17 protein-coding genes are annotated in these 23,232 nt (G+C 69.3%); 4 read left to right on the top strand and 13 right to left on the bottom strand.

Annotated elements, in window-relative coordinates:
- Nucleotides 1-21: 21 nt before the first annotated feature.
- On the bottom strand, nt 22-330 hold the full coding sequence (rpsJ, locus tag ASD16_RS01640; protein WP_013117879.1) for a 30S ribosomal protein S10: 309 nt from the start codon (nt 328-330) through the stop codon (nt 22-24).
- Between the two features lie 361 nt (nt 331-691).
- Between rpsJ and ASD16_RS01635 the strand changes: the two genes are divergently transcribed.
- Complete coding sequence (locus ASD16_RS01635) at nt 692-1,075, top strand: hypothetical protein (protein ID WP_157453755.1); 384 nt, start codon at nt 692-694, stop codon at nt 1,073-1,075.
- 87 nt (nt 1,076-1,162) lie between these two features.
- Here ASD16_RS01635 and tuf read toward each other — a convergent pair whose 3' ends face one another.
- The 11 genes from tuf to ASD16_RS01580 all read right to left on the bottom strand — a co-directional run bounded on the left by tuf (nt 1,163) and on the right by ASD16_RS01580 (nt 19,571).
- The gene (gene tuf, locus ASD16_RS01630) at nt 1,163-2,356 is read right to left on the bottom strand and encodes an elongation factor Tu (protein ID WP_055912143.1); all 1,194 of its coding nucleotides are present in this window, start codon (nt 2,354-2,356) and stop codon (nt 1,163-1,165) included.
- 125 nt (nt 2,357-2,481) lie between these two features.
- Nucleotides 2,482-4,584 (bottom strand): elongation factor G, encoded by a 2,103-nt coding sequence (gene fusA / locus ASD16_RS01625; RefSeq protein ID WP_055912141.1) that lies wholly within the window; start codon nt 4,582-4,584, stop codon nt 2,482-2,484.
- A gap of 89 nt (nt 4,585-4,673) precedes the next feature.
- On the bottom strand, nt 4,674-5,144 hold the full coding sequence (gene rpsG / locus ASD16_RS01620) for a 30S ribosomal protein S7 (RefSeq protein ID WP_028045072.1): 471 nt from the start codon (nt 5,142-5,144) through the stop codon (nt 4,674-4,676).
- Nucleotides 5,144-5,515 (bottom strand): 30S ribosomal protein S12, encoded by a 372-nt coding sequence (gene rpsL / locus ASD16_RS01615; RefSeq protein WP_013770160.1) that lies wholly within the window; start codon nt 5,513-5,515, stop codon nt 5,144-5,146. Before rpsL ends, rpsG begins: the two co-directional genes overlap by 1 nt.
- A gap of 403 nt (nt 5,516-5,918) precedes the next feature.
- Nucleotides 5,919-6,290 (bottom strand): hypothetical protein, encoded by a 372-nt coding sequence (locus ASD16_RS01610; protein WP_055912140.1) that lies wholly within the window; start codon nt 6,288-6,290, stop codon nt 5,919-5,921.
- Complete coding sequence (locus ASD16_RS01605) at nt 6,287-7,702, bottom strand: C2 family cysteine protease (RefSeq protein WP_055912138.1); 1,416 nt, start codon at nt 7,700-7,702, stop codon at nt 6,287-6,289. Before ASD16_RS01605 ends, ASD16_RS01610 begins: the two co-directional genes overlap by 4 nt.
- A 123-nt stretch (nt 7,703-7,825) precedes the next feature.
- Nucleotides 7,826-11,695 (bottom strand): DNA-directed RNA polymerase subunit beta', encoded by a 3,870-nt coding sequence (locus tag ASD16_RS01600; RefSeq protein WP_055912136.1) that lies wholly within the window; start codon nt 11,693-11,695, stop codon nt 7,826-7,828.
- Nucleotides 11,696-11,801: 106 nt separating this feature from the next.
- Entirely contained in the window at nt 11,802-15,311 is a 3,510-nt protein-coding gene (rpoB, locus tag ASD16_RS01595) for a DNA-directed RNA polymerase subunit beta (RefSeq protein ID WP_055912135.1), read from the bottom strand.
- Between the two features lie 449 nt (nt 15,312-15,760).
- A complete protein-coding gene (rplL, locus tag ASD16_RS01590; protein ID WP_055912134.1) occupies nt 15,761-16,153 on the bottom strand; it encodes a 50S ribosomal protein L7/L12 in 393 nt (130 codons plus the stop codon).
- A gap of 83 nt (nt 16,154-16,236) precedes the next feature.
- Nucleotides 16,237-16,770, bottom strand: coding sequence for a 50S ribosomal protein L10 (rplJ, locus tag ASD16_RS01585; RefSeq protein ID WP_055912133.1), 534 nt, complete (start codon nt 16,768-16,770; stop codon nt 16,237-16,239).
- A 254-nt stretch (nt 16,771-17,024) separates the two neighbouring features.
- Entirely contained in the window at nt 17,025-19,571 is a 2,547-nt protein-coding gene (locus tag ASD16_RS01580) for a CHAT domain-containing protein (protein WP_235523069.1), read from the bottom strand.
- 167 nt (nt 19,572-19,738) lie between these two features.
- Here ASD16_RS01580 and ASD16_RS01575 point away from each other — a divergent pair, with 167 nt between their 5' ends.
- The 3 genes from ASD16_RS01575 (at nt 19,739) to ASD16_RS01565 (ending at nt 22,351) form a co-directional block, all read left to right on the top strand.
- Complete coding sequence (locus ASD16_RS01575; RefSeq protein ID WP_055912129.1) at nt 19,739-21,148, top strand: S8/S53 family peptidase; 1,410 nt, start codon at nt 19,739-19,741, stop codon at nt 21,146-21,148.
- Between the two features lie 68 nt (nt 21,149-21,216).
- Complete coding sequence (locus ASD16_RS01570) at nt 21,217-21,846, top strand: RNA polymerase sigma factor (RefSeq protein WP_055912128.1); 630 nt, start codon at nt 21,217-21,219, stop codon at nt 21,844-21,846.
- Entirely contained in the window at nt 21,827-22,351 is a 525-nt protein-coding gene (locus tag ASD16_RS01565) for a hypothetical protein (RefSeq protein WP_055912126.1), read from the top strand. Before ASD16_RS01570 ends, ASD16_RS01565 begins: the two co-directional genes overlap by 20 nt.
- Before the next feature lie 73 nt (nt 22,352-22,424).
- Here the strand turns inward: ASD16_RS01565 and rplA are convergent, their stop codons facing one another.
- Nucleotides 22,425-23,141: a 50S ribosomal protein L1 gene (rplA, locus tag ASD16_RS01560; protein ID WP_055912124.1), complete on the bottom strand. Its 717-nt coding sequence runs from the start codon at nt 23,139-23,141 to the stop codon at nt 22,425-22,427.
- Nucleotides 23,142-23,232 lie beyond the last annotated feature (91 nt).

The following is a 23,232-nucleotide window of genomic DNA, read 5'->3' as shown; positions in this document are numbered from 1 at the left end:
GAAATCAGTTCCTTCCCAGCGTCAGAGCTTGATCTCGATGTTCACGTCCGCAGGCAGGTCGAGACGCATGAGCGAGTCGACGGCCTTCGGCGTGGGATCGATGATGTCGATGAGCCGCTTGTGAGTACGCATCTCGAAGTGCTCGCGGCTGTCCTTGTACTTGTGGGGCGACCGGATGACGCAGAACACGTTCTTCTCCGTCGGCAGCGGCACCGGACCCACGACCGACGCACCAGCGCGAGTCACCGTGTCGACGATCTTGCGCGCCGAGCTGTCGATGACTTCGTGGTCGTAGGACTTGAGCCTGATGCGGATCTTCTGTCCCGCCATGGCGCTTCTACTTCCCTCTGTTTGGAACCGGCCCGTCCGACCCCCGCACTCGGGCGTGTCGCTTGGCACGACACACCGTTGCGCTGCGTACCCTCTCAGGCACGAGATCGGTGGTTGTTGTCGGGCGTCAACCACCGGGTGATCCCGGGGTCCAGACGCCGTCCACGTGTGTGAGCCCCGTCGTGTGCTGCGCGCGCTAACGCGCCGCCCTCAACTAGGCAACCTGAACAGTGTGCCAGAGTGCGCGGTGGAACTCCAATCGCCTGCGTCACAGCGAGCGCGCAGATCAGCGTGATCTCCCGCACAACCGCCGGCACTGTCGTCCTGCACCGAGCGCTCCCCCACCGCTACGGTGCGGTACATGCATCGACTGACCGCTCGCGGGATCGGCGTCACGGCCGCAGCGCTCCTGCTCACGGCGTGCACGCCGACGCCTGCTCCTGCGCCGACCGCGTCGCCCACGACCGCGCCGACGGCGTCCACGTCCGTGACCTCTGTGCCGACGCCGAGCGCGACACCGACCGCCGACACCTCGTCCGGCCCGACGCCGCGCGCTCTCCTCCCCGGCGACAGCTGCGACCCCGCCGACGGCTCCCCCGACTGCACCGACGCGACGGCCGACTCGGAGTTCCGCTACATCGAGGGCTACGCGGAGTGCGTCGCGTCCTTCAGCACGGACGAGAGCTACGGCCTGTGCACCGACCTCGACGGCGACGGGTACGCCGGCTATCCCGACTCGGGCTGAGCCCGCCGGGACGACACACGACGGAAGGGCCCGGGAGCCGAAGCTCCCGGGCCCTTCCGTCAGTTCAGCTGCCCCGAGGGGCGAGCATCACTTGATGATCTTGATGACCTTGCCCGAGCCGACGGTGCGGCCACCCTCGCGGATGGCGAAGCCGAGGCCCTCTTCCATCGCGATGGGCTGGATGAGGTTCACGTGGATCTCGGTGTTGTCGCCGGGCATGACCATCTCGGTGCCCTCGGGCAGCGTGATGACGCCGGTGACGTCGGTGGTGCGGAAGTAGAACTGGGGGCGGTAGTTCCCGTAGAACGGGTTGTGACGGCCACCCTCGTCCTTGGCCAGGATGTAGACCTGGCCCTCGAACTCGGTGTGCGGCGTGATCGAGCCGGGCTTGACGACGACCTGGCCGCGCTCGACCTCCTCGCGCTTCGTGCCACGCAGGAGCAGACCGACGTTCTCGCCGGCCTCGGCGTAGTCGAGCAGCTTGCGGAACATCTCGACGCCGGTGACCGTGGTCTTGATCGCCTTCTCCTTGATGCCGACGATCTCCACCTCCTCGTTCACCTTGAGCTTGCCGCGCTCCACGCGACCGGTGACGACGGTGCCACGACCGGTGATCGTGAAGACGTCCTCGATCGGCATGAGGAAGGGCTTGTCGATGTCGCGCACCGGGTCCGGGACGGACTCGTCGACAGCGGCGAGCAGGTCCTCGACGGACTTGACCCAGACCGGGTCGCCCTCGAGCGCCTTCAGGCCGGAGACGCGCACGACGGGGACGTCGTCGCCGTCGAAGCCCTGGGCCGAGAGGAGCTCGCGCACCTCGACCTCGACGAGCTCCAGGATCTCCTCGTCGTCGACCATGTCGGTCTTGTTCAGCGCGACGAGCAGGTAGGGCACGCCGACCTGACGGGCGAGCAGGACGTGCTCGCGCGTCTGGGCCATCGGGCCGTCGGTCGCCGCGACCACGAGGATGGCGCCGTCCATCTGCGCCGCACCCGTGATCATGTTCTTGATGTAGTCAGCGTGACCCGGAGCGTCGACGTGAGCGTAGTGACGCTTCTCCGTCTGGTACTCCACGTGCGCGATGTTGATCGTGATACCGCGCTGCTTCTCCTCAGGGGCCTTGTCGATCTCGTCGAAAGGCGTGAAGGGGTTCAGGTCGGGGTACTTGTCGTGCAGCACCTTCGAGATGGCCGCGGTCAGCGTCGTCTTGCCGTGGTCGACGTGGCCGATGGTGCCGATGTTGACGTGCGGCTTCGTCCGCTCGAACTTCGCCTTGCCCACTGGGTGTCCTCCTCAGGACTTGGTAGAGATTGGCCGACGTTCTGCGGCTACCGGACGGTAGCCGTTCGACGCGGCGTCCTACGGGTCGGTTTGTGTGATGGAACTACAGGGTTCGACCTGTGGGACTACTCGCCCCGGGTCTTCTTGATGATTTCCTCGGCAACGTTCCGAGGAACCTCGGCGTAGCTGTCGAACTGCATCGAGTACACCGCGCGACCCTGGGTCTTCGACCGCAGGTCACCGACGTACCCGAACATCTCGGAGAGAGGAACCTGGGCGCGGATGACCTTCACGCCCGTCGCGTCCTCCATGGACTGGATCATGCCGCGGCGCGAGTTGATGTCGCCGATGACGTCACCCATGTACTCCTCAGGAGTACGGACCTCGACGGCCATGACCGGCTCCAGGAGAACCGGGTCGGCCTTGCGGACCGCTTCCTTGAGGATCATCGAGCCCGCGATCTTGAACGCCATCTCCGAGGAGTCGACGTCGTGCGCGGCACCGTCGAGCAGGATCGCCTTGACGCCCACGAGCGGGAAGCCCGCGAGGACGCCGAGCTGCATCGCGCTCTGGATGCCGGCGTCGACCGACGGGATGTACTCGCGCGGGATGCGGCCACCGGTGACCTTGTTCGAGAACTCGTACAGCTCGCCCTCGGCGGGGTCCAGCGGCTCGAAGGTCATCTGGACCTTCGCGTACTGGCCCGAGCCACCGGTCTGCTTCTTGTGCACGTAGTCGATCTTCTCGACCGAGCGACGGATCGTCTCGCGGTACGCGACCTGCGGCTTGCCGACGTTGGCCTCGACCTTGAACTCGCGACGCATGCGGTCCACGAGGATGTCGAGGTGGAGCTCGCCCATACCGCCGATGACGGTCTGGCCGGTCTCCTCGTCGTGCTTGACGCGGAAGGTCGGGTCCTCCTCGGCCAGCTTCTGGATGGCCACGGAGAGCTTCTCCTGGTCACCCTTCGTCTTGGGCTCGATGGCGACGTCGATGACCGGCTCGGGGAACGTCATGGACTCGAGCACGACCGGCGAGGCCGGGTCGCACAGGGTGTCGCCCGTGGTGACGTCCTTGAGACCGATGAACGCGTAGATGTGACCGGCCGTGGCGTCCTCGACCGGGTTCTCCTTGTTGGAGTGCATCTGGAAGAGCTTCCCGATGCGCTCCTTCTTGTTCTTGGTCGAGTTGAGCACCTGGGCGCCCTGCGCCACCTTGCCGGAGTAGACCCGGACGTAGGTGAGCTTGCCGAAGAACGGGTGCGAGGCGACCTTGAACGCGAGGGCCGAGAACGGCTCCGTCGAGTCGGGGTGGCGCTCGACGACGAGCTCGGGGTCCTTCATGTCGTGGCCCTCGACAGCCGGGACGTCCAGAGGCGTCGGCAGGTAGTCGATGACGGCGTCGAGCATGGGCTGGACGCCCTTGTTCTTGAACGCCGAGCCGCACAGGACCGGGTAGGCCTCGGACTTGACGGTGAGCTTGCGGATGCCGCCCTTGATCTCGGCGATCGTCAGCTCCTCGCCACCGAGGAACTTCTCGAGCAGCTCGTCGTCGGTCTCGGCGACGGCCTCGAGGAGCTCGGCGCGGTACTTGTCCGCCTTCTCCACCAGGTCGGCCGGGATGTCCTCGACCTCGTACTTCTCGCCCAGTGCGGTCTCGCCGCGCCAGACGAGGGCACGCATGGTGACCAGGTCCACGACGCCGATGAAGTCGTTCTCGGCACCGATGGGCAGCTGGATGACCAGCGGCTTGGCCTTGAGGCGGTTCACGATCGTGTCGACGGTGAAGTAGAAGTCCGCGCCGAGCTTGTCCATCTTGTTGACGAAGCAGATGCGCGGGACGTCGTACTTGTCGGCCTGACGCCAGACGGTCTCCGACTGGGGCTCGACGCCCTCCTTGCCGTCGAAGACGGCGACGGCACCGTCGAGGACGCGCAGCGAGCGCTCGACCTCGACCGTGAAGTCCACGTGGCCCGGGGTGTCGATGATGTTGATCTGGTTGTCGTGCCAGTAGCAGGTCGTCGCGGCGGACGTGATCGTGATGCCGCGCTCCTGCTCCTGCTCCATCCAGTCCATCGTCGACGCACCGTCGTGCGTCTCACCGATCTTGTAGTTGACCCCGGTGTAGAACAGGATCCGCTCGGTGGTCGTCGTCTTGCCGGCATCGATGTGAGCCATGATGCCGATGTTGCGGACCTTCGTGAGGTCCGTCAGCACATCCAGTGCCACGTGAGTTGCCCCTTGTCGGTTGGCTTGGGTGGCGCCACCGGTCCGGCCCGAGGATCGGACCGGCGGCGCAGCGCCCGTGAGTGCCGGGATTACCAGCGGTAGTGCGCGAAGGCCTTGTTGGACTCGGCCATCTTGTGCATGTCCTCGCGACGCTTCACCGCGGCACCGAGGCCGTTGGACGCGTCGAGGATCTCGTTCATGAGGCGCTCGGTCATCGTCTTCTCGCGACGTGCGCGCGAGTAGTCGGTGAGCCAGCGCAGCGCGAGGGTGGTCTGACGGACCGGGCGCACCTCGACGGGCACCTGGTACGTGGCGCCACCGACGCGGCGCGAACGCACCTCGAGCGACGGGCGGACGTTGTCCAGCGCGCGCTTGAGCACGACGACCGGGTCGCCCTGCGTCTTCTCACGGACACCCTCGAGGGCGCCGTAGACGATGTGCTCCGCGACGGACTTCTTGCCGTCGAGCAGGACCTTGTTGATCAGCTGCGTGACGACCGGGGACCCGTAGACGGGGTCGATGACGAGCGGCCGCTTGGGGGCCGGACCCTTGCGAGGCATCAGCCCACCTTCTTCGCGCCGTAGCGGCTGCGTGCCTGCTTACGGTTCTTGACGCCCTGCGTGTCGAGGGCACCACGGACGATCTTGTACCGGACACCCGGGAGGTCCTTCACTCGGCCACCGCGCACGAGCACGATCGAGTGCTCCTGCAGGTTGTGACCGACACCGGGGATGTACGCGGTGACCTCGACCTGGCTCGAGAGGCGGACGCGCGCGACCTTGCGGAGCGCGGAGTTCGGCTTCTTCGGGGTCGTGGTGTAGACGCGGGTGCACACACCGCGTCGCTGGGGGGAGCCCTTGAGGGCAGGCGTCTTCGACTTGTTCGTCTTCGCCTGCCGGCCCTTGCGGACCAGCTGCTGGATCGTAGGCACTACGTCTCCGTCTGTTGGATGAATCTCTGGTCGACCGGCACCCGTCACCCTGGACGGCCGGCATGGTCGAGGTTCGTCGCCCGTCGCGCGACTACCTCGCAGTTCTTGCGTCCCGAACCGACCCCCGCACCCGGGCGTGTCGCCCCGGTCCTCCGCACCGCTGTCCGCAAGGTTGCCTTGACGGAGAGACGGCGCGGTGGGGGAAACCACCCGATGCATCCGGACCCGCCCACCCCGGACAGAAGTCCGGGACCTAGGCGTCCACCGAGTGCATGCGCGAGAGCCCGACGGCGCGGGCACGGTGTCCTACGTTACCTGGCGCCTGGTGGGGCGTCAAAGCGGCCCGCATCACGCTCTGTGTGGGAGAACGCCGCGACAGACCCTCGTGTTCCCGCGCAGGAGCTCAGTCGGCCGGAAGGATCCAGACGGTCGTCGAGCTGCCGCCCGGCGCCGCGTCCTTGTCGTCGTCCAGCACGATGTCCACCAGGGTGAACGTGAAGCCGCCGATCGTCGCCTCGTCCCCCACCGACACCCGGCCGCCTTCGGCCGGCCCGTCGCCCACGACGTCGATGCCGGCCTCGTCCTGCGTCACGTTCGACGCGACGACCCGGTAGTCACCGATCGCGGTCGGCTGGTTGACCACCAGCGCACGCGACCCCTCGGGGTGCTGCACCTCGTCCCCCTCGTCGTCGGACCCGCCGCAACCGGCCAGGACCAGGGTCGTGGTGACGAGAAGGGCCGCGAGCGCTCGGGCGCCCGTCCTCGAGCCGCTCACCGGCGCACCTCGTTCGTGTAGATCGTGCTGAAGCTGTCCTGGAAGTCAGCGTACGACAGCGTGATCGGGTCGTAGGCCGAGCCCCAGGGGTTGACCACCGTGACCGTACCGGCCTCCGTGTCGACCGACTGGACGTAGTAGGCGTGCCCCGTGACGAGGCCGCCGTCCGACGCGTTGCCGTAGGTGTCGGGCAGGTCGTCGCCGTCACCGAAGGAGGCGAGCGTCACCGCTCCCCCTCCGTCGAGCAGCGAGTCGAGCTCGGAGACGCTGGGGGCGTCGTCGAGGTCGGACGAGTCGCTGGGCTGGCCGGTGACGACCTCCAGACCGAGGCCCGGGGAGTCACCCTCGATCGCGGCGTAGTCGCCCCAGTGCAGCGCGAGCGCCTTCTCCATCACGAGCGGCCAGATCTCGTAGCCCTGCGACCCGTCGGCGAGCTCCTGGGTGTGCTGGTAGGAGAACGCGGGGCTGTCGTCGCGGAGCACCATCTCCGGGGTGACCGTCACGTCGACCAGCCGGCCGTCGTCGTACAGCCGCACGGTGTAGGTGCCGTTGGGGTTCCGGGTGATCGCCTGCCGCAGCAGGCTCGGGTCCGCCTGCGCGACGGCCATGAGCGAGGCCATGTACCAGCAGTCCCCGATCGCGCCCTGGGCGATGTCGGACGGACTGATCCCCCCGACGAACAGCTGGTGGTTCACCTCGTCGTACTCGGCCGTGTTGGCGACGCTCTCCGGGTCGTCGCGGGCCCCGTCGCCGCCGACGTCGTCGAACGACGGCTGGATCTCGTCCGTGAAGCGCGCCAGCCGGTCCAGCGTCGCCTTGCTGGCCTTGCCGACGATGAGCTCCCACAGCTCGCGACGTCGCTCGCGGTCCCAGCCGCCGCCGACCCACCCGTCCTCGAGCTCGTTGATCCAGTGCCGGAGCTCGTCGTCGGACATCGAGGCGATCAGGGCGTCGATCTCGCGCCCGTTCAGCCCTTCCAGGGCATCCTGCGCGTCGTCCAGGTCGCCGCCGCGGACCCCGAAGAACCCGCCGTCGAGCGCGTCCCGGATGTCGTCCAGGGCGTCGTCGACCGCGTCCTGGTCGACGGTGTCGGTGGTCGGGTCGGCATCGTCGTAGGTGGTGTCGGCGTCTCCCGTGTCGGTCGCCGGACCGTCGTCGATCCTCGTCGGCGCGTCGTCCTGCGACCCGACGCCGTCACCGTCGGCGTCGTACGTCGTCGGGACGTCCGCGGTCCCGCAGCTTCCGGCCTGGGTGACGATCGAGCGGAGCTCACAGGCGATCACGGTGCCGATGTCGGCTCGGCTCAGGGCCGCGACCAGCGCGCCGACCAGGAGGACGGCCACGACGACCACGCCGAGGTGCTCCAGCGTGGCTGCGCCCTCGTCGCGCGCGCGGCGCCGGATCGTCGTCATGCAGCGATCCTGTCGGCACGGACGCCCGGCGCGGCGGGCCCACGGGCCCAGCGGGAGGCCCAGAGACGCCCGGAGGGGCCCACCTGTGCGGTGGGCCCCTCCGGGGTCAGGCTGGAGAACCGATCAGCGGTAGTCGCCGAAGTCGATGTCCTCGAGCGGGATCGCCTCGCCGGAGCCGAGGCCCAGGGCGGGGAAGTCGATCTCGTCGTAGCCGAAGGTCGGGTACAGCTCGGCCTTCGCCTCCTCGGTGGGCTCCACCGCGATGTTGCCGTAGCGGGGCAGGCCCGTCCCGGCCGGGATGAGCTTGCCGAGGATGACGTTCTCCTTGAGGCCGAGCAGCGGGTCGGAACGACCCGACATCGCGGCCTCGGTGAGCACCCGGGTGGTCTCCTGGAAGGAGGCCGCCGACAGCCACGAGTCCGTCGCGAGCGACGCCTTCGTGATGCCCATGAGCTCCGGACGACCCGACGCCGGCTGACCGCCCTCGGACACCGCAGCGCGGTTCGCGTCCTCGAAGCGCCCACGCTCGGCGAGCTCGCCGGGCAGCAGGTCGGTGGTGCCCGAGTCGAGGACCGTCACGCGGCGCAGCATCTGCCGCACGATGACCTCGATGTGCTTGTCGTGGATGTCCACACCCTGGGAGGAGTAGACGACCTGCACCTCGTCGACCAGGTGCTTCTGCGTCGCACGCGGGCCGAGGATGCGCAGGACCTTCTTCGGGTCGACCGCACCCTGGACCAGCTGGGTGCCCACGGAGACGTGGTCGCCGTCCGAGATCAGCAGGCGCGAACGCTTGGTGATCGGGTAGGCGATCTCCTCCGAGCCGTCGTCCGGCGTGAGGACGAGGCGACGCGAACGGTCACCCTCCTCGACCGCGATGCGGCCCGAGAACTCCGCGATGGGCGCCTCACCCTTGGGGGTGCGGGCCTCGAAGAGCTCCTGGACACGCGGCAGACCCTGCGTGATGTCGTCGGCCGACGCCACACCACCGGTGTGGAAGGTACGCATCGTCAGCTGCGTGCCGGGCTCACCGATCGACTGGGCCGCGATGATGCCGACGGCCTCGCCGATGTCGACGAGCTTGCCGGTGGCCAGCGAACGGCCGTAGCAGCGCGCGCAGGTGCCGACGCGGGACTCGCAGGTGAGCACCGAGCGGATCTTCATCTCGGTGACACCGGCCTCGAGGAGGCGGTCCAGCAGCACGTCGCCGACGTCGTCACCGGCGTGACCGATGACCTCGCCGTCGATCTCGACGTCCGTCGCCAGCGTGCGCGAGTAGACGCTCGTCTCGACCTTGTCGTGACGACGCAGCGCGCCGTCCGAACCCGGGACGCCGATCGGCATGGTCAGACCACGCTCGGTGCCGCAGTCGTCCTCACGGACGATGACGTCCTGCGAGACGTCCACCAGACGACGGGTCAGGTAGCCCGAGTCGGCGGTCCGCAGAGCGGTGTCCGCCAGACCCTTGCGGGCACCGTGCGTCGCGATGAAGTACTCGAGGACCGACAGCCCCTCGCGGTAGTTCGACTTGATCGGGCGAGGGATGATCTCGCCCTTCGGGTTGGCGACGAGGCCACGCATACCGGCGATCTGGCGGACCTGCATCCAGTTACCGCGAGCACCCGAGCCGACCATCTTGTAGACGGTGTTCTGGCGCGGGAAGTTCTCCTGCATGGCCTTGGCGACCTTGTCGGTGGCCTGCGTCCAGATCTCGATGAGCTCCTGACGACGCTCGTCGTCGGTGATCAGGCCCTTCTCGTATTGGCCCTGCACCTTCGCCGCACGTCCCTCGTGCTCCTCGAGGATGGCTGCCTTGGCCGCCGGGGTCGCGACGTCCGAGATGGAGATCGTGACGCCCGAGCGGGTGGCCCAGCGGAAGCCGGCCTCCTTGAGCGCGTCCAGGGACGCAGCGACCTCGACCTTGGGGTACCGCTCGGCCAGGTCGTTGACGATGACCGAGAGGCGCTTCTTGTCGACGACGCCGTTCTCGTAGGGGTAGTCCACGGGCAGCAGCTCGTTGAACAGCGCACGACCGAGCGTCGTCTCGTGGATGAGGGTGTCGCCCTCGGTCCAGCCCTCGGGTGCGTCCTCCTCGGTCAGCACGAGGTCGTCGAAGCGGATCTTGACCACGGCGTTCAGGTCCAGGGAACCCTGGTCGAACGCCATGACCGCCTCGGAGACGGTGCTGAAGGAGCGGCCGTGACCGAGCGCCTCGTCCTTGTCGTTGGTCAGGTGGTAAAGGCCGATGATCATGTCCTGCGAGGGCATGGTCACCGGACGACCGTCCGACGGCTTGAGGATGTTGTTGCTCGAGAGCATGAGGATGCGGGCCTCGGCCTGCGCCTCGGCGCTCAGGGGCAGGTGGACGGCCATCTGGTCACCGTCGAAGTCCGCGTTGAACGCGGCACAGACGAGCGGGTGCAGGTGGATCGCCTTGCCCTCGACCAGCTGGGGCTCGAACGCCTGGATGCCCAGACGGTGCAGCGTGGGTGCGCGGTTGAGCAGCACCGGGTGCTCCGTGATGACCTCTTCGAGCACGTCCCAGACGACGGGGCGCGCGCGCTCGACCATGCGCTTGGCCGACTTGATGTTCTGCGCGTGGTTGAGGTCCACGAGGCGCTTCATCACGAACGGCTTGAACAGCTCGAGAGCCATCTGCTTGGGCAGACCGCACTGGTGGAGCTTGAGCTGCGGGCCGACGACGATGACCGAACGGCCCGAGTAGTCGACGCGCTTGCCGAGCAGGTTCTGACGGAACCGACCCTGCTTGCCCTTGAGCATGTCCGAGATCGACTTGAGCGGGCGGTTGCCCGGACCCGTCACCGGACGGCCACGGCGGCCGTTGTCGAACAGCGAGTCGACGGCCTCCTGGAGCATCCGCTTCTCGTTGTTGACGATGATCTCGGGCGCGCCCAGGTCGAGCAGCCGCTTGAGGCGGTTGTTCCGGTTGATCACGCGGCGGTACAGGTCGTTCAGGTCCGAGGTGGCGAACCGGCCACCGTCGAGCTGGACCATCGGACGCAGGTCCGGCGGGATGACCGGGACGGCGTCCAGCACCATGCCGGTGGGCGAGTTGGTCGTCGTGAGGAACGCGTTGACCACCTTGAGCCGCTTCAGGGCGCGCGTCTTGCGCTGGCCCTTGCCGGTCTTGATGATCTCGCGCAGCGAGTCGGACTCGGCCTCGAGGTCGAACGCCTCGAGACGCTTCTGGATCGCCGCAGCGCCCATCGAGCCCTCGAAGTAGTTGCCGTACCGGTCCTGGAGCTGGCGGTACAGCATCTCGTCGCCCTCGAGGTCCGCGACCTTGAGGTTCTTGAAGCGGTCCCAGACCGCGTCCAGACGGTCGAGCTCGAGGTCGGCACGCTTGCGCAGCTGAGCCATCTCGCGCTCGGCCGAGTCGCGCACCTTGCGGCGCGCGTCGGCCTTGGCACCCTCGGCCTCCAGCTCGGCCAGGTCGGCCTCGAGCTTGGTGGCGCGGGTGTTGATGTCGTTGTCGCGGCGGTCCGAGATCTCCTTCTTCTCCAGGTCGATCCCGTTCTGGAGGTTGGGGAGGTCCTCGTGGCGACCGTCGACGTCGACCCACGTGATCATGTACGCCGCGAAGTAGATGACCTTCTCGAGGTCCTTCGGGGCAAGGTCGAGCAGGTAGCCGAGGCGCGACGGCACACCCTTGAAGAACCAGATGTGCGTGACGGGCGCGGCCAGCTCGATGTGACCCATGCGCTCGCGACGGACCTTCGAGCGGGTCACCTCGACGCCGCAGCGCTCGCAGATGATGCCCTTGAAGCGCACGCGCTTGTACTTGCCGCAGTAGCACTCCCAGTCCCGGGTGGGACCGAAGATCTTCTCGCAGAACAGGCCATCCTTCTCCGGCTTCAGGGTCCGGTAGTTGATGGTCTCGGGCTTCTTCACCTCACCGTGCGACCAGGCACGGATGTCGTCGGCCGAGGCAAGGCCGATACGCAGCTCGTCGAAGACGTTGACGTCGAGCAAGGGGGGTCCTACTTCCTTCGCTTGCCGGGTGACCCGGCTGAACGGAAATGGTGCTTAAGGTGCGGGCCCGCCGCCCACCCTTCACGGAAGGGCGGCAGGCTCGACGTCAGATCTCTTCGATGCTGCTGGCGTTCGGACGCCGGGACAGGTCGATGCCGAGCTCCTCCGCTGCGCGGTAGACCTCGTCGTCGTTCTCCTTCATGTCGATGGAGACGCCGTCCGAGGAGAGCACCTCCACGTTCAGGCAGAGCGACTGCATCTCCTTGAGGAGGACCTTGAAGGACTCCGGGATGCCCGAGTCGGGGATGTTCTCCCCCTTGACGATCGCCTCGTACACCTTGACGCGTCCGGGGACGTCGTCCGACTTGATGGTGAGGAGCTCCTGCAGCGTGTAGGCAGCGCCGTACGCCTCCAGGGCCCAGACCTCCATCTCGCCGAACCGCTGGCCACCGAACTGCGCCTTACCACCCAGCGGCTGCTGCGTGATCATCGAGTACGGGCCCGTCGAACGAGCGTGGATCTTGTCGTCGACGAGGTGGTGCAGCTTGAGGATGTACATGTAGCCGACCGCGACCGGGTCCGGGAACGGCTCGCCGGAACGCCCGTCGAACAGGCGCGCCTTGCCGTCGCCGCCCACGGTGCGCACACCGTCACGGTTCGGCAGCGTGGCCGAGAGCAGACCGGTGAGGGTCGTCTCCGGGACACCGTCGAACACGGGCGTCGCGACCGGGTTGCCGGCCGGCGACTTCGAGGCGATCGCGGGGACGTCGTCGCGCCAGGACAGGTCGTCGCCCTCGGCGATCTCGATGTCCCAGCCCTGCTTGGCCACCCAGCCGAGGTGCGTCTCGAGGACCTGGCCGACGTTCATGCGGCCGGGGACACCGAGCGGGTTGAGGACGACGTCGACCGCGGTGCCGTCGGCGAGGAACGGCATGTCCTCGACCGGCAGGATCTTGGAGATGACGCCCTTGTTGCCGTGACGGCCGGCGAGCTTGTCGCCGTCCGTGATCTTGCGGCGCTGCGCGATGTACACGCGGACCAGCTCGTTGACGCCGGCGGGCAGCTCGTCGCCGTCCTCACGGCTGAACGTGCGGACCTCGATGACCGTGCCGGACTCGCCGTGCGGGACCTTGAGCGACGTGTCGCGGACCTCGCGCGCCTTCTCACCGAAGATCGCGCGGAGCAGCCGCTCCTCCGGGGTCAGCTCGGTCTCGCCCTTGGGCGTGACCTTGCCGACGAGGATGTCGCCGGCGCCGACCTCGGCACCGATGCGGATGATCCCGCGCTCGTCCAGGTCCGCGAGGACCTCCTCGGAGACGTTCGGGATGTCCCGAGTGATCTCCTCCGGGCCGAGCTTGGTGTCGCGCGCGTCGACCTCGTGCTCCTCGATGTGGATCGAGGAGAGCACGTCGTCCTGCACGAGGCGCTGCGACAGGATGATCGCGTCCTCGTAGTTGTGGCCCTCCCACGACATGAACGCGACCAGCAGGTTCCGGCCGAGCGCGAGCTCGCCCTCGTCCGTGGCCGGGCCGTCGGCGAGCACCGAGTTGACCTCGACGCGCGCGCCGGTGTCGACCAGCACGCGCTGGTTGTACGAGGTGCCCTGGTTGGAGCGACGGAACTTGGCGACGCGGTACGTCGACGTGGTGGCGTCGTCGTTGGCGACGACGATCAGGTCCGCCGACACCTCGGTGACGACACCCGGCTTCGTCGCGACGATGACGTCGCCCGCGTCGATGGCCGCACGACGCTCCATGCCGGTACCCACGAGCGGGGCCTCGGAACGGACCAGCGGGACGGCCTGGCGCTGCATGTTGGCACCCATGAGGGCACGGTTGGCGTCGTCGTGCTCGAGGAACGGGATCAGGGCCGTGGCCACCGACACCATCTGGCGCGGGGAGACGTCCATGTAGTCGACGGCCTCGCCGGCGACGTACTCGATCTCGCCGCCCTTGACGCGGACCAGGACGCGGTCCTCCTCGAAGGCACCGTTCGCCTTGAGCGGGGCGTTGGCCTGCGCGATGACGTGGCGGTCCTCGTCGTCGGCGGTCAGGTAGTGGACCTCGTCCGAGACCTTGCCCTTGATGACCTTGCGGTACGGGGTCTCGACGAAGCCGAACGGGTTGATCCGCCCGTAGGTGGCGAGCGAGCCGATGAGGCCGATGTTCGGGCCTTCCGGGGTCTCGATCGGGCACATGCGGCCGTAGTGCGACGGGTGGACGTCACGGACCTCCATGCCGGCGCGGTCGCGGGACAGACCACCCGGGCCGAGCGCGGACAGGCGACGCTTGTGCGTCAGGCCCGCGAGCGGGTTGTTCTGGTCCATGAACTGCGACAGCTGCGACGTGCCGAAGAACTCCTTGATCGACGCCACCACGGGGCGGATGTTGATCAGGGTCTGCGGCGTGATCGCCTCGACGTCCTGCGTCGTCATGCGCTCGCGCACGACGCGCTCCATCCGCGACAGGCCCGTGCGGACCTGGTTCTGGATGAGCTCGCCGACCGCGCGGATGCGACGGTTGCCGAAGTGGTCGATGTCGTCGGGCTCGACGCGGATCTCGACGGCCTCGCCGGCACGCGTGCCCGGCAGGGACGGCAGGTCGATGTGCAGCGACGCGAGGTACTTGATCGTGGCGACGACGTCGTCACGCGAGAGCACCGAGTCCGCGAGCGGGACGTCCAGGCCGAGCTTCTTGTTCAGCTTGTAGCGGCCGACCTTCGCCAGGTCGTAGCGCTTCGGGTTGAAGTAGAAGTTCTCGATGAGCGCGCGGCCGGCCTCGACCGTGGGCGGCTCGCCCGGGCGGATCTTGCGGTAGAGGTCGAGCAGCGCCTCGTCCTGCGTCTGGACGTGGTCCTTGTCCAGCGTGTCGATGACGGCCGGGTAGTTGGCGAACTCCTCGCGGATCTCCGCGTCCGTCATGCCGAGCGCCTTGAGCAGCACCGTGGCGTTCTGCTTGCGCTTGCGGTCGACGCGGACGCCGACGTTGTCGCGCTTGTCGATCTCGAACTCGAGCCAGGCACCACGGCTCGGGATGACCTTGGCCGTGAGGACGTCCTTGTCGGACGTCTTGTCGGCCGTGCGCTCGAAGTAGACGCCGGGCGAACGGACGAGCTGCGAGACGACGACGCGCTCGGTGCCGTTGATGATGAACGTGCCGCGCTCGGTCATGAGCGGGAAGTCACCCATGAAGACCGTCTGGCTCTTGATCTCACCGGTGGTGTAGTTGACGAACTCCGCCGTCACGAAGAGGGGTGCGGCGAAGGTGAAGTCCTTCTCCTTGCACTCCTCGGCCGTGTACTTCGGCGGCTCGAAGCGGTGCTCGCGGAACGACAGCGACATGGATCCGCCGAAGTCCTCGATGGGCGAGATCTCCTCGAAGATCTCCTCGAGACCAGCGGTCTCGGGAACGTCCTGCCGACCGGCCTCGAGGGCCAGGGCCACGCGGGCCTGCCACTTCTCGTTGCCGAGCAGCCAGTCGAAGCTCTCCGTCTGCAGACCGAGCAGGTCCGGGACCTCGAGGGGCTCGTGGATCTTGGCGAAGGAGATACGGCGAGAGGCGGTGCGGTTCGCGATGGCGTCGGCGGTCGGAGCAGAAGGGGTGCGCGAGGCAGCCAAAAGAGGGGTCCTTCCCAGCGGATCGAGTGCACGCTGCACTGGTCCTGGCTAGGCGCGATCCCCCGGCCGGCGAGCCCCACGACGTCGTGTCTTGACGACGAAGGTGGGCTCGGGTTATACGGGATCGCGGGCACAGGCCAGCGCAAAGCGCTAGCATACTCGGCCGCAGGGTCAAAGTCCACCCGGCATCGACACCTCCTGGCGTCACCCGACAAGTCGGGCGACGGACCCTGAGGCGTCCGGTACGAACGGGCGGCTCCGCCCGCACGGCGACGACGTTGGCGCCGCGCACATGGTGGCACACGTGGCGGTACCGCGAAAGTCCGTCCCCCATCCGGACGGGGGCGCCGACGCGACGAGGCCCGCCTCCCTGTCGGGAAGCGGGCCTCGTGTGCGAGCTGCGTGCTACCTCCGTGCCGCCGGCGGACCGACCGGCACGAAGGCGGCGATCACTTGAGGGTGACGGTGGCGCCGGCGGCCTCGAGCTGCGCCTTGGCCTTCTCGGCGGCCTCCTTGGTGACACCCTCCAGGACGGCCTTGGGGGCGGCGTCGACGACGTCCTTGGCCTCCTTCAGACCGAGGGACGTCAGGACGCGCACCTCCTTGATGACCTGGATCTTCTTGTCACCGGCGGCCTCGAGGACGACGTCGAACGAGTCCTTCTCCTCCTCGGCCTCGACCTCGGCAGCGCCGCCGCCGGCGCCGGGCGCGGCCGCGACGGCGACGGGAGCAGCAGCGGTGACCTCGAAGGTCTCCTCGAACGCCTTCACGAACTCGGAGAGCTCGATGAGGGAGAGCTCCTTGAACGCGTCGATGAGCTCGGTGGTGGTGAGCTTCGCCATGGTGGCGGTTCCTTCCGATCGATGCCCGGGGGCCGGTGCGGCCGTCCCGAGCGGGGGGGTTCAGTACGCCTGTGCCGGATGGCTCAGGCAGCGACCTCGGTCGACTCGTCCAGCTTGAGCCGGAGCGCGTCGACGGTGCGTGCAGCCTGAGCGGCGGGCGCGGTGAACAGGTAGGCCGCCTGGAACAGCGACGCCTTGAACACGTTGGCCGCCTTGGCCAGCAGAACCTCACGGGACTCGAGGTCCGCGAGCTTGGTGACGTCCGCAGCGGTCAGGGCGCGCCCGTCGAGGACACCGCCCTTGATGACCAGTGCGGGGTTCGCCTTGGCGAAGTCACGCAGACCCTTGGCGGCCTCGACCGGGTCACCGGAGACGAAGGCGATCGCCGACGGGCCCGTGAGCGCGTCGTCGAGGCCTTCGAGGCCGGCATCCTTGGCCGCGATCGCGGTCAGCGTGTTCTTCACCACGGCGTAGGTTGCGTTGCCGCTGAGCGCCTTGCGCAGCTTCTTGAGCTGCGCAACGGTGAGCCCGCGGTACTCGGTCAGCACGGCCGCGTTGGAGTCACGGAACAGGTCCGTGAGCTCTGCGACAGCGGCTGCCTTGTCCGGCCTCGCCATGGCAATCCTTCCGATGGTGGTGCCACCGGTCGTCACGCCCCGCAAACGAAAGAGCCCCGCGCAGGCGCGGGGCTCGGCAGGCAGCTCGGCACGAAGCCGAGCCATCCGGGAACTCTCACCTGCGCTGGCCTCCGCTGCTGCGGGACTTCGGGCGATCGGGCCGCGAGCACTGCGTGCGCACGACACGGTCGACGACCGGCGGTCTTTGGGTGGTCCCAGAGTACGGCACGGTCCGAGGCCGACCAAATCCGCGCTCAGGCGGCGCCGTGGGCGCTGAACGTGCACCAGTTGACGAACCCCTCGGGCGTCGACCGGTCGACGCGTCCGCGGGCCGCGTGCAGCGCCCGCGCGAGCGTCAGCCCGTCCCGCAGGCCCCGGTGCAGCTCGAGCATCAGGTCGACCGCGGCCACGTCGGGCACCGCCGCGATGCTGGCGACGACCCCCGCCGTCCCCTGCGCGAGCATGGCGCTGACGAAGCCGAGCACCTCGTCGCCCGCATACGCCACGTCGGCCCCCGAGTGGCACGACGCGAGCACCAGGCGGTGCGGCGCGACGCCGGCACCGTGCAGCTCCTGGACCGTCACCGGACCGTCCGCGAGGAGCAGCGAGGAGAACATCGGGTTGTCGGCACGCGGTGAGCCGTGGCACGCCAGGTGCGCGAGGTCGGCGTCGGCCAGCGCGTCGACGACCTCCCCGGCACCCGCGCCGGCGTCGACGAGCACGTGAGCGCCGGGATGGACGGCACGCAGGGCCTCGACCTCCTCGCTCGCCCCTGTCAGGTCCGGACCCGCCACGAGGACCGTCCGGCCGGCGGCGTCGCGTTCCTGTGCGGCGAGGCGCGTGCGGACCCAGAACGTGGCGGACGGCGCCTGGGCGAGCGGGCCGTCGTGCAGGCAGGACCACGGCACACCGTGCAGCATCCCGACGGGCACGACGACCAGCTCGTCGTGGACGCCCACCCCCAGCGGTGCGATCAGGAGGTCCCGCAGGCGGGCGATGCGCAGGTCGGCGCTCGCGCGCGCGGCGTCCGCCGCGGCACCTCCACGCGGGTTGGCCAGGCGGCGCAGCGCGAACAGCAGCGGCCGGAGCTCCGTGGCGACGTCCTGCTCGGCGCCCAGCTCCACGAGCCGCGCCCGGCGAGGCTCCACGACGACCGCCACCAGCCGGCCCTCGAACTTCCCGAACTCGACGAGCGTGCGGCCGTCGAGCGCTTCCCGGAGCGCCGCCAGGCCACGGAAGCGCGGGACGCTGCTCCCCTCGCTCGCCCGGCCCTTGCGCGCCCAGTCCTCGGCGGACACCCGCGGGGCGCTGTCCGCCACCGCGATGCCCCGGCCCTGGCCGGAGTCCCCGGTCACGACGCTCGTCGCACGACGGTCGGCCATCGGCACGTCCGACGCGGGGAACCTCGTGAGCAGGGCCGCTGCCCGCGTCCGTTCCATCCACGCGAGGGCCTTGGCGGGAGACCCTCCTGCGAGGACGACGCCGAGGCCGATCTCCCCGAGCTCGGCACCGTGCCCCGACGCGAGCGCGCGCAGCTCGATCGTCGGCAGCGCGGACCGGTGGACCGCGAGATCCCGCAGACCGGAACGGCACTCGACGAGGGTCGCGGCAGGACGGCGGGCGGCGCGCGCGGCCAGCGCTCCGGCGAGGCGCCCCCGGAGGCGCACCAGCACCTGCCCGTCGCGGGCGAGGTCTCCGGCCCGGCCGAGCGTGACGATCGCGTCGCGCGGCCGGTCGACGGCGAGGGCCACCCGCCCCGCGACCAAGTACGCCTCGACGGCGCTGTGCAGGTTCCCGGCGCGCTCCAGCCGGCCGGCCGCGCGGCGTGCGGTGCCGGCCTCGGCCACCCCGACGGACCGCGACTCGAGCCGGGCCTCGACCCCGACGAGGACCGCCCGGTCGCGCCAGCCGGCGCGTCGTTGGTGGCGGGCCGCCTCCGCCGCCGCGTCCGCATGGGTCTGTGCCGAGGCGAGGTCACCGGTGAGCAGCGCGATGCGCGCGAGACGCAGCTGCGCCTCGGTCGCCATGAGCGAGACGCCCGACGCCTCGAGCTCGCGGACGGCGTTCGCCGCCGCCGTCGCGGCCTCCGGGAGCAGGCGCAGGTCCATCATCGCGTCCGCGAACTCCGTGTAGTACTCGCCCAACGGGATCCCGGCGTCGGAGTACGCCTGGGCCGCCCGCTCGAAGTCGTGCATGCCCTCGCGCAGCCGCCCGGCCCGGACGGCGATCCACGCCCGCGTCTGGATGGCCGGCGCGAGCAGCCCGGGTGCCTGGTCGCAGAGGTCGACGGAGGCGTCCGCCCGCAGCAGCGCCTCGTCGAACGCACCCCGCTCGGCCAGCAGCATCGCGAGGTTGTTCGTCGCGATGACCGTCCGGCTGACGTCCAGCCCACCCTCCGCCAGCAGCGCCCGGTAGCGCTGCTCCGCCGCCAGCAGACGCCCCGCGTTCTGCTCCAGGACCGCTCGCGAGAGCCGGATCCGCCCGTGCAGCAGCGCCCTCTCGGCCGGGTCCATCTCCGCGCGGTCGACCGCCACGAGCGCGTCGTCGAGATCGCGTGCGGCGGCGGACGTGCGGCCCATCTCCTGGAGCACCGTGGCGCGGCTGACCAGGGCGCTCGCCTCCACGTGGGCGAGGCCGTGCTTGCGGCTCGTGCGCACGGCCTCGTCGAGGAGGCGACGCGCGGACGCTTCGTCCCACAGTGACCGATATGTCCAGGCGAGCACCCGTAGGCTCAGGCCCAACAGCTCGGGGTCGTGCAGCCGCCGGGCACGGGCGACCATGTCGGTCGCCTGGTCGGCCACGGCTCGCGGATGGAGGTCCGCGGACTCCATCAGACGCTGCACATGTATCACGAGCGCGTCTCGGCCCTCTGGAACAGAGAAGGCCTCGCCGGTCGGCGGGGAATGTTCGCTGACGTCGGCGGGCGGCACCATTCTTCGAATTCTAGGCAGACACACAGGGAGCAGATGTGAGCATCTCCTCGGGCCGTGAGCCCGGAGCCGGCGGCGAGCCGTTCGGCGATCAGTACCGTCGCCTGCGCGCAGGTGAGGCGGTCCCGTCGGACGTGCGCCTAGCCGTCCGACGACAGGTCGACGAGCTGTCCCAGCGCAAGACCGACGCAGGTCTGCGCCGTCGCCTGAACACTGCGGTCCAGGACCGCTGGATCCGCAGCCGCGGCACCCAGCTGGCCGTCCGCCGCAAGGAACGCGGCGAAGAGGCGATCGTGATCAGCGGCGAGCTCTTGCTGACCACCCTGACCTGGTCCGACCCGAACGCTCGCGCCTACGTCACCCGGCGTGGCCTCGCACCCGCTCCCCTGGGCTGCGCCGAGCTCGAGAGCCGGCTCGTACGCGTCGTCACCTCGGCTCCGACCACCGCCGAGCACCTCGAGGACACGGTGGCCGAGCTGCGTGCGCGGGGATTCGCAGCCTCGCTGACGCACATCACCCCGCTCGCGCCGGTGATGAAGACGTCGAGCGCCGTCGCCGCGCCGGCCGCGGAGACGTTCCCCGAGTACGTGGAGGTGTCCACCGGGGACGGCAGCGGCGCTCGGGTCGCCGTGGTGGACACCGGTATCGACGCGGTCATCCGTGGCGACGGCTGGCTCACCGAGATCCCCCGCCAGCCGGCCGATGACGCCGCGACCGACGTGAACGACGTCAACATCGACCCCCTCGACAACGACCCGGCCGACGGCCTGCTCGACCTGTCCGCGGGCCACGGCACCTTCGTCAGCGGGATCGTCGCGCAGGTGGCCCCCGGCGTCGACATCTCCGTCTACCGCGCGCTCAGCGCGGGCGGCACCGGCAGCGAGATCGAGGTCGCGTGCAAGCTGATCGCCGCCGTGCGCGACGGGGCCCAGCTGGTCAACCTCTCGCTCGGCACCCAGACCCAGTTCGACCAGCCGTCGCTCGCCATCGCCGCCGCCCTCGAGGTGGTGCGCGAGATCGAGAAGGAGCGCGGGCAGGACGTGCTCATCGTCGCCGCCGCCGGGAACTTCGGGGACACGGTCCCGACGTGGCCCGCCGCGTTCCGTCGGGTCGTCGCCGTGGGTTCCCTGACCGCCGACCTCCGGCCGAGCGTGTTCTCCAGCCGCGGCTGGTGGGTCGACTGCGCGACCGTCGGCGAAGGCATCCTCGCTCCCTACGTCGCCGGTGAGCAGTCGCCCGACTTCACCAACGAGCCCGCGACCTTCGGGCCGGACTCCTTCGCCCGGTGGAGCGGCACGTCCTTCGCGGCCCCGCAGATCGTCGGCGCCGTCGCACGGATCATGAACGAGCGTGGCCTCGAGCCACGCCCCGCCTACATCCAGCTCCTGTCGATGGGGCGCCCGCTGCCCGACTTCGGCCAGGCCTTCTCGATCCTGCCGGGCGTGTAAACGTGCTGGGCACCCTGCTGCGACCAGGCCATGATGGCTTCCAGGCCGCACGACGAAGGGATCCAGACATGGACGACGAGGATCCGTACCGCAGGTGGGACGTCCCCGCCCTGGTGACGGGCGCGCTCGAGGGCGACTCCCGCGCGTGGTCGGAGATCGTGCGCCGGTTCACCCCGGCCGTGGTCGCGCGGGTGCGCCAGTTCCGGCTCACCCCGCACCAGGCGGAGGACGTCGCACAGACGGTATGGCTGAACCTGCTCGAGAACCTCGAGAAGCTCCGCGACCCGCACGCCCTGCCGGGGTGGATCGCCACGACGGCGCGGCACGAGTGCATCCGCGTCACCAACGTGAACCGGCGCACCGTGCCGGTCGACCCGCAGACCGGGCGGCTGGACGGCGTCTCCGACTCCGACCTCGACGAGCGGATGCTGGCGGTCGAGCGCGAGAGGGCGTTGCGCGAGGGGCTCGCGGAGCTGCCGTCGCACCAGCGCGACATCCTCCTCATGCTCGCGGTCGACCCACCGCTCAGCTACGCGGAGATCGCGGACAAGCTCGGCGTTCCCGTCGGCTCGATCGGCCCCACCCGGGGTCGTGGACTCGCCCGCCTGCGACAGACGGCGGCGATCAAGAACTACGTGCGGGCCTGGACGGCCTCCACGGCTGATGAAGGAGGACGCGATGTCCTGGCACTCGGATGACCGCGCCCGCTCCACGGGCCCCAGTGGCTCGCCCTGGGCCGACGACGAAGCGCTCGGTGCGGAGCTGACCACCGCCCTCGCCGAGCGGGAGACCTACGACCGGGTCGTCGCCAGCGCCGACGTGGCGTTCCGCGCCCATCGCGGCATGGTCGAGGCCCGCGCCGGCCTGGAGATGGACCTCCTGCTGCTCGAGCTCGTCTACGACTCCACCGCGCTCGACGCACCGGCCGGCGTCCGGGACCGCTCCGGCGGGACCTCGCGCACGCTCGTGTTCGAGGGCCACGACCTCGGCGTCGAGGTGGAGATCGAGTCGACGTCGATCGAGGGTCAGCTGCTGCCGGCCACGCCGGGCCGGGTGAGCCTGCGGACACCCGACGGTGTCGTCGCGACGATCGAGACCGACGACGTGGGGTACTTCCGGTTCGACGTCCACCCGGACGGGCCGCTGCGGCTGGAGTGCTCCAGCGAGGGCGGTACCTGCCTGACCCAGTGGCTGCCGTACTAGCAGCCGGTCACCCACGAACGACGAAGGCCCGGTCCGCAGGGGGGACCGGGCCTTCGTCGTGCTGGCGCTACCGTCAGGCGGCGTCTTCCTCGAGCAGGTTCCGCGTCTTGTTCTGGTCGACGAGGATGCCGGGGCCGTTCGTCGTCGAGAACGTCGCCTTGGCGATGTAGCGACCCTTCGAGGCGGACGGCTTCAGACGCAGGATCTCGTCGAGAGCGGCGGCGTAGTTCTCCACGAGCGCCGACTCGCTGAACGAGGTCTTGCCGATGATGAAGTGCAGGTTCGCGTGACGGTCCACGCGGAACTCGATCTTCCCGCCCTTGATGTCGGACACGGCCTTGGCCACGTCCATCGTCACGGTGCCGGTCTTCGGGTTCGGCATGAGACCACGCGGGCCCAGGACCTTGCCCAGTCGACCGACCTTGCCCATGAGGTCGGGCGTCGCGACGGCGGAGTCGAAGTCGGTGTACCCGGCCGCGACCTTGTCGATCAGCTCGTCGCCACCGACCTCGTCGGCGCCGGCCGCACGGGCCTGCTCGGCACGCTCGCCCGTCGCGAAGACGATGACGCGCGCGGTCTTGCCGGTGCCGTGAGGCAGGTTGACCGTGCCGCGGACCATCTGGTCCGCCTTGCGCGGGTCGACACCGAGGCGGAACGCCACCTCGACGGTCGAGTCGTACTTGGTGGTCGACGTCGCCTGCGCGAGCCGGACAGCCTCGAGCGGGCTGTAGAGGCGGTCCGCCTCGATCTTCTCGACCGCGGCGCGGTACGCCTTGCTGTGCTTGGCCATGCTGTTCTCCTGTCGTGGTCAGTCGGGCTGTTCAGGCCCTTCCACATGTCTCAGCGAGCCGGGTTCAGCTCGCTGTCGTGCACTGTCGGTC

The organism is Cellulomonas sp. Root485 (assembly GCF_001426705.1).
Taxonomy (GTDB): domain Bacteria; phylum Actinomycetota; class Actinomycetes; order Actinomycetales; family Cellulomonadaceae; genus Cellulomonas.
This window is presented reverse-complemented; position numbering and strand designations above follow the sequence as displayed.